At 63.9% G+C, this 13161-nt stretch carries 10 protein-coding genes; 6 read left to right on the top strand and 4 right to left on the bottom strand.

From position 1 onward, the window contains the following. The first annotated feature begins 20 nt into the window (after positions 1 to 20). From parE to LGQ10_RS16385, 5 genes are all read left to right on the top strand, one after another. On the top strand, positions 21 to 1925 hold the full coding sequence (gene parE / locus LGQ10_RS16405; protein WP_058435696.1) for a DNA topoisomerase IV subunit B: 1905 nt from the start codon (positions 21 to 23) through the stop codon (positions 1923 to 1925). After that, on the top strand, positions 1925 to 2908 hold the full coding sequence (locus tag LGQ10_RS16400) for an esterase-like activity of phytase family protein (RefSeq protein WP_226522570.1): 984 nt from the start codon (positions 1925 to 1927) through the stop codon (positions 2906 to 2908). Before parE ends, LGQ10_RS16400 begins: the two co-directional genes overlap by 1 nt. Beyond that, on the top strand, positions 2905 to 3426 hold the full coding sequence (locus LGQ10_RS16395) for a TIGR02281 family clan AA aspartic protease (protein ID WP_226522569.1): 522 nt from the start codon (positions 2905 to 2907) through the stop codon (positions 3424 to 3426). The genes LGQ10_RS16400 and LGQ10_RS16395 overlap by 4 nt, the downstream gene beginning before the upstream one ends. A gap of 7 nt (positions 3427 to 3433) precedes the next feature. Next, on the top strand, positions 3434 to 5698 hold the full coding sequence (gene parC, locus LGQ10_RS16390) for a DNA topoisomerase IV subunit A (protein ID WP_226522568.1): 2265 nt from the start codon (positions 3434 to 3436) through the stop codon (positions 5696 to 5698). A 167-nt stretch (positions 5699 to 5865) separates the two neighbouring features. Further along, on the top strand, positions 5866 to 6576 hold the full coding sequence (locus LGQ10_RS16385; RefSeq protein WP_058434280.1) for a membrane integrity-associated transporter subunit PqiC: 711 nt from the start codon (positions 5866 to 5868) through the stop codon (positions 6574 to 6576). Between the two features lie 223 nt (positions 6577 to 6799). Here LGQ10_RS16385 and LGQ10_RS16380 read toward each other — a convergent pair whose 3' ends face one another. Continuing rightward, on the bottom strand, positions 6800 to 8326 hold the full coding sequence (locus LGQ10_RS16380) for an AhpA/YtjB family protein (RefSeq protein ID WP_058434279.1): 1527 nt from the start codon (positions 8324 to 8326) through the stop codon (positions 6800 to 6802). A gap of 133 nt (positions 8327 to 8459) precedes the next feature. Between LGQ10_RS16380 and serB the strand changes: the two genes are divergently transcribed. Beyond that, positions 8460 to 9674, top strand: a complete 1215-nt coding sequence (gene serB, locus LGQ10_RS16375) for a phosphoserine phosphatase SerB (protein WP_058434278.1) — start codon at positions 8460 to 8462, stop codon at positions 9672 to 9674. A gap of 78 nt (positions 9675 to 9752) precedes the next feature. Here the strand turns inward: serB and asd are convergent, their stop codons facing one another. From asd to LGQ10_RS16360, 3 genes are read right to left on the bottom strand one after another with little or no spacing between them, the layout of a single operon-like run. Then, positions 9753 to 10613: an archaetidylserine decarboxylase gene (gene asd, locus LGQ10_RS16370; protein ID WP_226522567.1), complete on the bottom strand. Its 861-nt coding sequence runs from the start codon at positions 10611 to 10613 to the stop codon at positions 9753 to 9755. Positions 10614 to 10631: 18 nt separating this feature from the next. Beyond that, entirely contained in the window at positions 10632 to 11447 is an 816-nt protein-coding gene (rhdA, locus tag LGQ10_RS16365) for a thiosulfate sulfurtransferase (RefSeq protein ID WP_058434276.1), read from the bottom strand. Between the two features lie 43 nt (positions 11448 to 11490). Beyond that, positions 11491 to 13029, bottom strand: coding sequence for an HDOD domain-containing protein (locus LGQ10_RS16360; RefSeq protein WP_226522566.1), 1539 nt, complete (start codon positions 13027 to 13029; stop codon positions 11491 to 11493). Between the last annotated feature and the right edge of the window lie 132 nt (positions 13030 to 13161).

Raw genomic sequence — 13161 nt, 5'->3', positions numbered from 1 at the left:
ACGACTAACGACGAGAACCCATGGCCACTCCCAGCGCTAGCTCCTATAACGCAGACGCCATCGAAGTCCTCTCGGGACTCGACCCGGTGCGCAAACGCCCGGGCATGTACACCGACACCACGCGGCCCAACCACCTGGCCCAGGAAGTCATCGACAACAGTGTCGACGAAGCCCTGGCCGGCCACGCGAAGTCGATACAGGTCATCCTGCACGCCGATCATTCCCTGGAAGTGTCCGACGATGGTCGCGGCATGCCGGTGGACATCCACCCCGAAGAGGGCGTGTCGGGCATCGAGCTGATCCTCACCAAGCTCCACGCCGGCGGCAAGTTCTCCAACAAGAACTACCAGTTCTCCGGCGGTCTGCACGGGGTGGGCATTTCCGTGGTCAACGCCCTGTCCAGCCAGGTGCGGGTGCGGGTCAAGCGTGATGGCAGCGAGTACCAGATGACCTTTGCCGACGGCTACAAGGCTTCCGAACTGGAAGTGGTCGGCACCGTTGGCAAGCGCAATACCGGTACCAGCGTGTTTTTCGCCCCGGATCCCAAGTACTTCGATTCGCCGAAGTTCTCCGTCAGCCGCCTCAAGCATGTGCTCAAGGCCAAGGCCGTATTGTGCCCGGGGCTGCTGGTCAGCTTCGAAGACAAGGGCACTGGCGAGAAGGTCGAGTGGCATTACGAGGACGGCCTGCGCTCCTACCTGGTCGACGCCGTCAGCGAGTTCGAGCGCCTGCCGGTCGAGCCATTCTGCGGCAGCCTGGCGGGGAACAAGGAAGCGGTGGACTGGGCTTTGCTGTGGCTGCCCGAGGGCGGCGATAGTGTCCAGGAAAGCTACGTCAACCTGATTCCCACCGCCCAGGGCGGCACCCACGTCAATGGTTTGCGCCAGGGCCTGCTGGATGCCATGCGTGAGTTCTGCGAATTCCGCAACCTGTTGCCGCGCGGGCTCAAGCTGGCGCCGGAAGACGTCTGGGAGCGGATCGCGTTCGTCCTGTCGATGAAGATGCAGGACGCGCAGTTCTCTGGCCAGACCAAGGAACGCCTATCGTCCCGCGAGGCGGCAGCCTTCGTTTCCGGTGTGGTCAAGGACGCCTTCAGCCTGTGGCTCAACGCCAACCCGGAGCTGGGCATGCAGCTGGCGGAGCTGGCCATCAGCAACGCCGGTCGCCGTTTGAAGGCCAGCAAGAAGGTCGAGCGCAAGCGCATTACCCAGGGCCCGGCACTGCCGGGCAAGCTGGCCGATTGCGCCGGCCAGGACCCGATGCGCTCCGAGCTGTTCCTGGTGGAGGGTGACTCCGCCGGCGGTTCGGCCAAGCAGGCGCGGGACAAGGAGTTCCAGGCGATCCTGCCGTTGCGCGGCAAGATCCTCAACACCTGGGAAGTGGACGGCAGCGAAGTCCTGGCCAGCCAGGAAGTGCACAACATCGCCGTGGCCATCGGTGTCGACCCGGGTGCCGAGGACATGAGCCAGTTGCGCTACGGCAAGATCTGCATCCTGGCCGACGCCGACTCCGATGGCCTGCATATCGCAACCTTGCTCTGTGCGCTGTTCGTCCAGCATTTCCGTCCGTTGGTGGATGCCGGTCACGTCTACGTGGCCATGCCGCCGCTGTACCGCATCGACCTGGGCAAGGAAATCTACTACGCCCTGGACGAGGCCGAGCGCGACGGCATTCTCGATCGCCTGGTGGCCGAGAAGAAGCGCGGCAAACCGCAGGTCACCCGATTCAAGGGCCTGGGTGAGATGAACCCGCCGCAACTGCGCGAGACCACCATGGACCCCAACACCCGGCGGCTGGTGCAGTTGACCCTGGACGACGTCGAGGCCACCGCGGAAATCATGGACATGCTGCTGGCCAAGAAGCGCGCCGGCGACCGCAAGTCCTGGCTGGAGACCAAGGGCAACCTGGCCGAGGTGCTGGCCTGATGCATAGAGGTTTTGCCCTGGCCCTGGCGCTATCGGCAACCTCGGTGGCGGCGGCGCCAGCCCCCGAGCTGAGCTTGTTGTCCGAGCATCCCGTTGAAGGGATGCGCGGCGGCAACCTGTCCGGCCTGGCCCTGTGCGGCCAGGAACTGTGGACCGTCTCGGACCGCGACGACGACCAGATCTACCGGCTCGATACCCGCGACACCGTCTGGCAGGCCGAGACGGTCAAGCTGCAAGTGCCACCGGTGCCCGATACCGGCTTGCCCTGGGGCCTGAAGTCGCGGACCTGGGCCGCCTCCTTCGTGCGGGGCGGAGACCTGGATTTCGAAGGCATCTCCTGTGACGCCGCCGGCAACAAGTATGTGGTCAGCGAAGCCCACGCCACGGTGTTGCAGGTCCCGGTCCAGGGCGCGCCCGACTGGTTGAAGATCTCCCCGCTGATGGTTCGCGAAGCCCGGGCCAGTGGCATGCTGCTGCACTTCAATGCCCTGTTCGAAGGCCTGGCGGTGAACCCTGCCGGGGATCGCATCTGGCTGGCGGCCGAACGCGAGCGGCGTGGCTTGTTGCTGATCAAGCGCGGGCAGACCACCTGGGATTGCGATGGCCGTTGCGTGCTGCTCAGCGAAGCCGGCCTGCAGATGCAGCCCGAGCAAGTGCCCCATGCCAAGGCCGTGACTCGGGATTTCGCCGATCTTTCGCTGTTCGACGGCAAGCTGTTCACCCTGGAACGCAACGCCTACCAGATCTGTCGCCGGGATGCGCAGAGCGCCAAGGTCGAGCAGTGCTGGTCCTTCGCCGCGCAAGCCCTGGTGGAGACGCGTCGTTATCCACAGCCTTATGGCCTGGCGGAAGCCCTGGTGGTGGATGCCCAGGGCGCCTGGATCGGCCTGGACAACAACAATGGCGCCCGTGCCGATGGCGAGACTCGCCCGATCGTCTGGCGCTTCGCCGCGCCTGAAGGCGGCTGGAGTGCCAAGCCATGAGCCAGCAACCGGGCCGCAGTGCCGGCAGGGTACTGCTGATCCTGGCCTGGGCGGCGGGGTTGTTCCTGGCCACGCGGTTCTTCGCCGACTGGGAAGCGCGTCAGGAAAATCCCAACACTGTCGTCAGTTCGCAACAGCATGAGGGTTACATCGAAGTGAAGCTGGTCGGCAATGGCCAGGGGCATTTCGTCGCCAGCGGCCATATCAACGGCCAGCCGGTGCAGTTCATGCTCGATACCGGCGCCACCGACGTCTCGGTTCCCTCCGGGTTGGCCGAACGCCTGGGCCTGGAGCAGGGGCTGCCCGTTACCTTGAGCACTGCCAACGGTCGCAGCGAAGGCTACCGGACGCGTATCGAACGCCTGCAACTGGGGGATATCACCTTGCGCGATGTCCGTGCCGTGGTGGCCTCGGGACTCGACGGCGACCAGGTTCTGCTGGGCATGAGCGCATTGAAGAAACTTGAATTTACTCAGCGCGGCGGCACCATGCTGCTGCGCCAGACCACGAACCAATGAGGCCCGCATGAGCGACTCCCTTGATCTCAGTCTGGATGGCGTAGAACGCCGGTCACTGGCTGACTTCACCGAAAATGCCTACCTCAACTACTCCATGTACGTGATCATGGACCGTGCTCTGCCGCATATCGGCGACGGCCTGAAACCGGTACAGCGGCGTATCGTCTACGCCATGAGTGAGCTGGGGCTGGATGCCGACTCCAAGCACAAGAAGTCCGCGCGTACCGTGGGCGACGTGCTCGGCAAGTTCCACCCGCACGGCGACTCCGCCTGCTACGAAGCGATGGTGCTGATGGCCCAGCCGTTCAGCTATCGCTACACGCTGGTGGATGGCCAGGGCAACTGGGGCGCGCCGGACGATCCAAAGTCCTTCGCGGCCATGCGTTACACCGAGGCACGCCTGTCACGCTACTCCGAAGTGCTGCTCAGCGAGCTGGGCCAGGGCACCGCAGACTGGGGGCCGAACTTCGACGGCACGCTGCAGGAGCCGCTGGTGCTGCCGGCGCGCCTGCCGAACATCCTGCTCAACGGCACCACGGGCATCGCCGTGGGCATGGCCACCGACGTACCGCCGCACAACCTGCGGGAAGTGGCCAGCGCCTGCGTGCGCCTGCTCGATGAACCCAAGGCCACGGTCGAGCAACTCTGCGAGCACATCCAGGGCCCGGATTACCCGACCGAAGCGGAAATCATCACCCCGCGTGCCGACCTGCTGAAAATGTACGAAACCGGCAAGGGCTCGGTGCGCATGCGCGCCGTGTATCACGTCGAGGACGGTGACATCGTGGTCACCGCGCTGCCGCACCAGGTCTCCGGGGCCAAAGTGCTGGAGCAGATCGCTGCGCTGATGCAGGCCAAGCCATCGAAAGCACCGCAGATTGCTGACCTGCGCGACGAGTCCGACCACGAAAACCCTTGCCGCATCGTGATCATTCCGGTCAACAGCCGGGTCGATCACGAAGCGCTGATGCAGCATCTGTTTGCCAGCACCGAGCTGGAGTCGACCTACCGGGTCAACGTCAACATCATCGGTCTGGACGGCAAGCCGCAGCTGAAAAACCTGCGCGCCTTGCTGGTGGAGTGGCTGGAGTTCCGAGTGCAGACCGTGCGTCGCCGCCTGCAATTCCGCCTCGACAAGGTCGAGCGTCGCCTGCACCTGTTGGACGGTTTGCTGATTGCCTACCTCAACCTGGATGAAGTGATCCACATCATCCGCACCGAGGAGCATCCGAAGGCGAAGCTGATCGAGCGTTTCGCCCTCAGCGAAATCCAGGCCGACTACATCCTCGATACTCGCCTGCGTCAGTTGGCGCGACTGGAAGAGATGAAGCTGCGTGATGAGCAGGATGAACTGCTCAAGGAACAGGCCAAGCTGCAAGCGTTGCTGGGCAGCGAAGCCAAGCTGAAGAAGCTGGTACGTACTGAGCTGCTCAAGGATGCTGAAACCTATGGCGACGACCGCCGCTCGCCAATCGTCGAGCGTGCCGAAGCCAAGGCGCTGACTGAGCACGATCTGCTACCGAACGAAAAAGTGACCGTCGTATTGTCGGAAAAAGGCTGGATTCGTTCGGCCAAGGGCCATGAGATCGACGCCACCGGTCTGTCATATAAGGCCGGCGACGGTTTCAAGACTGCCGCAGCCGGGCGGTCCAACCAGTTCGCAGTGTTCATCGACTCCACTGGTCGCAGTTATTCGGTGGCGGCCCATACGCTGCCGTCGGCCCGTGGCCAGGGCGAGCCGCTGACCGGCCGCCTGACGCCGCCGCCAGGCGCGACCTTCGAGTGCGTGCTGTTACCCGAGGACGAGGCACTGTATGTGATCGCCTCCGACGCCGGTTACGGTTTCGTGGTCAAGGGCGAGGACTTGCAGGCCAAGAACAAGGCGGGCAAGGCGCTGTTGAGCCTGCCGAACAATGCCAGGGTCCTGGCGCCAAGGCCGGTGGCCGATCGCGAGCAGAACTGGTTGGCCTCGGTGACTACCGAGGGTCGCCTGCTGGTGTTCAAGATCAGCGACCTACCGCAGTTGGGCAAGGGCAAGGGCAACAAGATCATCGGGATTCCTGGCGAGCGGGTCGCCAGTCGTGAAGAGTATGTGACCGATATCGCGGTGCTGGCGGAAGGCGCGACCCTGGTGTTGCAGGCGGGCAAGCGTACCCTGTCGCTCAAGGCCGATGACCTGGAGCACTACAAGGGCGAGCGTGGGCGCCGTGGCAACAAGCTGCCGCGAGGTTTCCAGCGAGTGGATGCGTTGTTGGTAGAACCTCTCAGTTAAGAGGGCCGATCGGTCATTTAACCAGCAGATCGATGCTGGAACACTGGAGTCATGGCGCATATTCACGGATGATATGCGCTTTCAAACGCCGGCCTGGTCCGGCGTTATTCGGTTTTTTTGAGTATTTTCACTGTGGCCGGCCTGATGGCCGCCACCTGGATGGGATGATGACTGCTCTGCGTTTTCCTCTTTTTTTCCTGCTCGCGGGTGTTCTTGGCCTGGCGGGTTGCAGCGTTCACCAACCGGTGTCGCTGTATCAGCTGGACAGCGGAAGTCCAGCCCAGCCGGCCAGCACCGGCATGTCGGTATTGCTGGGTCCGGTACTGATTGCCGATTACCTGCAGCGTGAAACCCTGTTGCAGCGCCAGGACGATGGCAGCTTGCAGGCGTCCACCGATGGCCGCTGGGCCGGTAGCCTGTCTTCGGACATCGATCAGTTGCTGCTGCGTCAGGTGGCCGGCCACCTGGATAGCCAGCGAGTGGTGCTGGCCCCTGCCACCAGCGGCTTTACCCCGGATGTCCAGGTGCTGTTGTCAATCACCCGCCTGGATTCCGGCAAGTCGCAACCGGCGGTGCTCGACGCGCAATGGCGCCTGATCGATCGTCGTGGCCAGGTCCGTGACAACCGCATTGTCCACCTGCAGGAGCAGCATGCGGGGACCACGGCTTCCCAGGTGCAGGCACAGGGCGTGCTGTTGCAGCGCCTGGCCGAGCAGTTGTCGGGCGCCCTCAAGCCCCTGGCCAATCAGCCAGCCGTGGCCGAGGTGCCGCGCAAGGCGGCGCCTGCACCGGCGCCCAAGCCGGCAGAGCAGGAAAAGCGGCCGAAAATCCCGATGGCCACGCCGATCCGCACGGATATGGAAGTGTTCCGCTTCTGAGCTGAAAGCCTGAAAGACAAGGCCCGCCCAACAGCGGGCCTTGTCGTTTCTGCTTCTGGCCAGCATCCCTGTAGCCGCTACCGAAGGTTGCGAACGGACCGCAGGCTCGCGGCGATATCACTGGCATGAAGCCTTTCGGGGTTTTTCGCAGGCTGCGACAGCCGCTACACAACGCCCACAAAAAAGCCCGCACTTGGCGGGCTTCTTCTTGCGCGGGACAACCTTACAGCTTGGCCCGCGTCTCATGCATGCGTGCCAGTTGCCGCTCCAGCATCGATGGGTAGGGCTCCATCAGGCGTTCGACGCAGCAGGCGCCCTCCGGGCTGGCAATCGGACGAATACGGGCGCGCTGGCGCAGCAGGACATCGTCGTTGACCTTGCGCTCCACCAGCAGCAGGTTGCGGCTGTGCTGGGACAGTGCCAGGGCATCCTGGGCCGTTTCGGTCAACAGCAGGTCGATCTGGCTCATGCCGAACAGGTCATCACCGAGGGTCAGGCCCAGCTGCAGTTGCAGGGTGATGCCGCTGTCCGCCACTTCGATCTGCAAGGCATGGCCCAGGGCACGCAACAGCTCGCCACAGCAGATGGCGTTGGTCAGGTAGTCCTCGCCGCTGTCCTCGCTGTGGAACAGCATCAGCGTGCTGCCATCGTTCAGGGTATGCAATTCGCTCTGGTACAGCGATGCTGCCTGGTCCAGGCAATCTCGATAACGCTCGAGCAGCTCCGTCAGGCGGGCGCGTGGCAGGCGTCGCAATTGCTCCTGGGCGCCCAGTTGCACGGCGAGCACGGCGCTGTGCGAAGGCTCCGTCGGAACCTGGGCTTGGGGCTTGACGGCAGGCGCCGAGGTCGAGGAATGATCACGCAGTTCGGCGAACGGATCCTCTTCGTCCAGCTCGTCTTCCTCGGCGGTGACCACATGCCGTGGCGCAGGTTTCAGGCCGGCAACCGGGGCGCTTTCATCGAAGCTTGGATCGCGCAGGTTGCGGACTTCGAACGCCGGCAGTTCGTCTTCCTCATCGTGCTCAGGGAGGTCGGGCTGGGGCTCGGGTTCGGGAATCTCCGGAGCCAGGCGAGCGTGCAACTGGCGCGCCAGGTCGCCGATTTCATCCTGGCGCTGGATGGCAGGGGTGTGCTCGTCCAGGTCGCGCAGCCAGACCCGCAATTGCAGCAGGGGGGTGGAAATGTGGCGACCCAGGCGCAGGCTCAGGGCGAGCGCCAGGGCCAGCAGGATGGCGCTGAGGATGCCCATGCTCTGCAGGCTGATGGTCATCGGTTGCTGGAATTGCGCCATGTCCAGGCTGATCCGCAGGTTGCCGGCGGTCACGTCCTGGAAGGTGATCTTGGTCTGGTACACGCCCTCGGTTTCGCCCAGCAGGCTGCTCTTGGGGCGTTGGCCGGCCTCGGCGAGGATGCGGTTGTCGACGCTGTAGATCGCCGCATGGGCCACCAGCGGATTCTTGGTCAGGTTGTTGAGCAGGACATTGAGGCTGAGGATGTCGTTGGACACCAGCAGCTCGGTGGCCGAAGTGGCTGTCTGGGTGGTCAGGCTCTGGCCCAGGGCGTCGGCCTGCTCATGCATGGCTTGCTTGAACTGCAGGCCCATCACGCCGGCATAGATCACCAGGGCCAGGGCGACCAGGATCACGTTATGGCTGGCAATACGCAATGCAATCGGCACACGGCGGTGGCGCAGTGCACGGAAGATCAGCAAGAAGAAGTTATCGTTTTTAACTGGCGTGGGCCGGTTCACTGAGCTCGGCTCTTTTGTCCGTGAAGTTGACGCGCAGTATAGCGACAGGCCCTAGACCGGCAAAGCGCTGGCTGTGCCCGATGGTCAGCGAAAGTGGGTAGAATGCGCTTTTTTTCCACCTCGGGGGTGCGCCTTGCGCGAAATTGTCCTGATAAACATCACTGGCGAAGATCGTCCCGGTCTGACTGCGGCCATTACCGGCGTCCTGGCCCAGGGTGGTGTGAACATTCTCGACATCGGTCAGGCGGTGATCCACGACGCCCTGTCGTTTGGCATCCTGGTCGAAATTCCGGACAACGAGCGCAGCTCCTCGGTGCTCAAGGACATTCTGTTCACCGCCTACAAGCTCGATCAGCAAGTGCGATTCACGCCGGTGTCCGAGGACGACTACCAGCAGTGGGTGGCCGGCCAGGGCAAGAAGCGCCATATCGTTACCCTGCTGACCCGCAAGGTCACTGCCGAACAGTTGCAGCGGGTGAGCTCGATCACCGCACAGTACGGCTTGAACATCGATCATATCGATCGCCTGTCCGGGCGCATGCCCCTGGATATGCCGGTCGACCAGGGCAAGGGCTGCATCGAGTTCTCGGTGCGTGGTGAAGCCGCCGATCCCCAGGCGCTGCGGGCCGAGTTCCTCAGTGTGGCCCAGGAGTTGAACGTCGACATCGCCTTCCAGGAAGACTCGCTGTTCCGCCGCAATCGGCGGCTGGCGGTGTTCGACATGGACTCGACGCTGATCGAGGCCGAGGTCATCGACGAACTGGCCAAGGCGGCGGGTGTCGGCGATCGGGTCGCCGAAATCACCGAACGGGCAATGGCCGGGGAACTGGATTTTCGCGCCAGCTTCAAGGAGCGCCTGGCGCTGCTCAAGGGGCTCGACGTGAGTGTCCTGGATTCAATCGGTGCGTCCCTGCGCCTGACCGAAGGGGCCGAGACGCTGTTCGCCGAGCTCAAGCGCCTGGGCTACAAGACCGCGATCCTTTCCGGCGGCTTCACCTATTTCGCCAAGCAGCTGCAAGCCAAGCTGGGCATCGACTACGTGTTCGCCAACGAGCTGGAAGTGGTGGATGGCAAGGTCACTGGTGTGGCGGTGGAGCCGATCGTCGACGCGCAACGCAAGGCCGATCTGCTGCGTGAGCTGGCTCACAAGGAAGGCTTGCGCCTGGAGCAGACCATCGCCGTTGGCGACGGGGCCAACGACCTGCCGATGCTGGGCATCGCCGGCCTGGGCGTGGCGTTTCGCGCCAAGCCGCTGGTCAAGCAGTCGGCCAAGCAGGCGATCTCGACCCTGGGCCTGGATGGCGTGCTCTACTTGCTGGGTTTCCGGGATCGCGACGGCCAGGCCTGAGGCAACGGATACAGAATATCGCGCCCATAAAAAACGCCGCTGATCAGCGGCGTTTTTTGTCCGGTCTTCTTCCTGGCATCAGGCCTTTGGCAAGCCAAGGCCCTGGCCCATCTGCACTGGTGAGCCGGCTGCCAGTTCCTCGGCCCATTGCACCTGGTCCGGGCCGAACAGCACGATAGCGGTGGAACCCAGTTTGAAGCGACCCATCTCGGCGCCTTTCTCCAGGTGGATCGGAGCCCGGGCAGCCTCGTCGTAGCGCACGGTCTTGAGTTCGCGCTTGGGTGGCGTCACCAGGCCGGCCCAGACGGTTTCGATCGATGCCACGATCATCGCGCCCACCAGCACCAGGGCCATGGGGCCGCGCTCGGTGTCGAAGATGCACACCACGCGCTCATTACGGGCGAACAGCTCAGGGACGTTTTCCGCTGTGGTCTGGTTGACCGAGAAAATCCGTCCAGGCACATAGACCATTTCCCGCAGGGTGCCGGCCAGTGGCATGTGCACGCGGTGGTAGTCCTTGGGGGACAGGTAGATGGTGGCAAAGTCGCCGCCCATGAACGGCGCGGCCAGGGCAGGGTCGCCTCCTAGCAGTTCCAGCACGCTGTAACTGTGGCCCTTGGCCTGGAGCACCCGGCCATGTTCGATCGGGCCAAGCTGGCTGACGGCGCCGTCGGCGGGGCTGAGCACTGCACCCGGAGTCGGGTCCAGGGGGCGTGCACCGTCTTTCAGGGCGCGGGTGAAGAAGGCGTTGAAGTGCTCGTAGGCCGTCACGTCCTCTACCTGGGCCTCGGACATGTCCACCTGGTACTGCTTGGCGAACCAGCTGGTGAAGGCATTCTTGAACCAGCGCACGCGGCACTCGGCGATGCAGCCGGCCAGGCGCGACAGCAGGTGGTGGGGCAGCAGGTACTGGCTGATGATGAACAAACGCTTTTTCATTGGGTGTCCTTAAGAACCTTAAATCTCTACGGGCGTGTCGGGATGATTGCCCCATTCGCCCCAGGAGCCGGCGTAGCCCTTGACCCGTGGGTAGCCCAGCGCCTTGGCCACCAGATAGGTGAAGCCGGAGCGATGGTGGGTCTGGCAGTGGGTGATCACTTCTTTGTCTTTGCTGATGCCCAGGTCCGCGAGGATCTGCGGCATGTCGCGGCGGATGCGCAGGTGGCGAGCCTGATCCATGCCGGCGGTCCATTCGAAATTCACTGCGCCGGGGATGTGCCCGCCCTTGGCCGCCAGGACCTTCTCGCCGGAGTATTCCAGCGGGCCGCGAGCATCCCAGATCGCCAGGTCTGCAGCGCCGAGGCGGCTTTGCAGGTACTCGCGGGTGGCGGTGGGCTCGTCATGCAGGGTCAGCGCCACGGGGCCGCCGGCCGAGGCCGGGACTTCGGTCGACACGGGCAGGCCTTCCGCCAGCCAGGCCGGCAATCCGCCGTCGAGGTAGTGGTAGCGGTGGTGGCCGATCACGTCCAGCAGCCAGATGAAGCGTCCGGCCCAGCCGCCGCCTTCGTCGTCGTAGACCACATAGACGGCTTCGGGGTTGTGTCCGAGTTCGCCGAACAGCGTTTCGAGCGCGGCCTTGGGGGGTAGCAATCCAGGGGCCGGGGCTTGGCCGAGCTGGGTGCGCTTGGGATCGATGAAGCGCGCCCCGGGGATATGCCCGGTGCTGTAGCGGGCGGCACTGGTCAGGTCGACCAGGATCAGTTCGCGGGCGTCGAGGCGGGCGAGCAGGTCGCCAGGTTCGATGACCAGCGGCAAGCCGGAAAATTCAGACATGTCAGGTCCCCAGGGCGCAAAGGGAGGAATTGTAGCGCAAGCGTCATTGGCTGCGGTTGGTAAAGCTGTGCAAGGCTTTTTCGATGCACTGGGCGGTCTTGCCGAAGGCCTGGACGCTGGTTTCGGCGAAGGGCACGCCGCCCTGGTCGGCGATGGCCAGCATCAATACCCGGCCATTGCAGGACAGCGAGCGGATCAGCAGGTGCTCGCCCCGGAACAGCTGCCGCAGGGCGCCTGGCAAGTGTGCGGCGAACTGCCGATAGTTGTCCGGTGTCAGGCGGATCTGCGCGGACTTCTCCAGCAGGCGCAGCAGCAGTGGACTCTGCTTGGCCTGCAGGCTCAGGCCGGCGGTTTCACTGGGCAGGCCATGCAGCTGTTGCACCCGCAGTTGGCTGAGGTTGCGGTCTGCCATCAGCAGCATGATCCGCTGCATGCCGCAGGCAGCCAGGGCATCCCGGGCAAACCCGGTGAGGTGCACGGCATTGGTGAAAGGGCTGGGGTCCTGCAGCAGTTCGCTGCACAGCGTGCGCCACTTGGCCAGTTCCAGGGCTGTTGGCGCGGGTGCCGGCAGTTCGCCGTTGTGCAGGCGTCGAACATTCCAGGGCCAGAGCAGGGCCTGGGCCGGGTGCCAGAGGTCGGGCTGGCTGTCGTTGCGGGCGCTGTTGGCGGCCTGTTGGTGCAGTTGCTGCTGGACTTCGGCGACTGGCATCTGCAGGTACAGGGCGGTGAGGTTCTGCCAGCGCCGCCCGTGGGGGTTGTTCCAGGAGTATTGCGCTGCGAGGGCCATGCCATTGGCCAGCAGGACGCAGTTGGCCGGCTGGTTCAGCCAGCGCCGCAACTCCGGATCGTCATCCAGGCGCTGCTGCTGGCGCAGCGGATTGTCGTTGTCGCGCGCGATCAGCATGACCTTGGCCAGCTGGCGTTGTTCGCGGGTCAGCAGCCGGTAGCCCTGCTGCACCCAGATCGGCAGGTGCCACGCTTGCACCAGTGCCTGGCACAGTTCCATCAGTCGCACGCCGAATAGCTGCTGCTCGACCTTGCGTGCGGGCTCGTGCTTGTAGATGACCCGCAACTCCCACTCTTCCACCAGCTTGGGGTAGGTCAGGGCGATGGCCCACAGCGGCGAGAGAAACAGCAGGCTGCCCCAGTGAATGTCCTGCCATAGGCGGGCGAGGCGCCCGGCAAAAAAACCGTTGGCTTGCTGGGTGGCATGCTGGCTGATCAGTTGCAACTGCCGCAGTGCCTGGGGAATCTGCTCATCGGGCAGGGTCGGCAGTTGTTCCAGCAGTTCCTGGGTGCGCTTGAGTCCCAGGCGGTTGACTGCGATCTCCAGGTTTTCTGCCGGTTCGCTCATGCTGCCGTGGGTGTGCCGATTGGCTTCGCGGATCACGCTGAGGGCCAGCGCAGGGCTGTTCTGCATCAGGTCGGCGATTTCCCGCAGCGAACTGCGGTTGTTGGCGATGGCCTTGCAGACCCGGTCATGGCTGTTTTGTGGCACTGGCAGGCGCACGGCGCCAAGAAGCCTGAGCCAGGCCTCCAGAGAGGTCGGCGGAGAGTGCGGAGCGCTGGTTTCATTGGACATGGTCGGGCGCAATCATCGTCTGCTGTGAACACGCCCGGAGCGGGCCAAACTGGCTTTTCGCCTTAACTGGCTATAGTCTGGCGCAGTTTTGCCGATAAGTAGAAGAAGAGTTTTAAGAACTTCCGAATATGA

The organism is Pseudomonas sp. L5B5, from assembly GCF_020520285.1.
Classification (GTDB): domain Bacteria; phylum Pseudomonadota; class Gammaproteobacteria; order Pseudomonadales; family Pseudomonadaceae; genus Aquipseudomonas.
Note: the sequence above shows the minus strand (reverse complement) of the source record. Positions and strands in the feature narration are given on the sequence as shown.

Coding starts and splice junctions, on each gene's coding strand:
- LGQ10_RS16400 (WP_226522570.1), top strand. CDS start 1,925: ATGCATAGAGGTTTTGCCCTGGCCCTGGCGCTATCGGCAACCTCGGTG.
- asd (WP_226522567.1), bottom strand. CDS start 10,613: ATGAAAAAGCGTTTGTTCATCATCAGCCAGTACCTGCTGCCCCACCAC.
- LGQ10_RS16385 (WP_058434280.1), top strand. CDS start 5,866: ATGACTGCTCTGCGTTTTCCTCTTTTTTTCCTGCTCGCGGGTGTTCTT.
- parC (WP_226522568.1), top strand. CDS start 3,434: ATGAGCGACTCCCTTGATCTCAGTCTGGATGGCGTAGAACGCCGGTCA.
- rhdA (WP_058434276.1), bottom strand. CDS start 11,447: ATGTCTGAATTTTCCGGCTTGCCGCTGGTCATCGAACCTGGCGACCTG.
- LGQ10_RS16395 (WP_226522569.1), top strand. CDS start 2,905: ATGAGCCAGCAACCGGGCCGCAGTGCCGGCAGGGTACTGCTGATCCTG.
- LGQ10_RS16360 (WP_226522566.1), bottom strand. CDS start 13,029: ATGTCCAATGAAACCAGCGCTCCGCACTCTCCGCCGACCTCTCTGGAG.
- parE (WP_058435696.1), top strand. CDS start 21: ATGGCCACTCCCAGCGCTAGCTCCTATAACGCAGACGCCATCGAAGTC.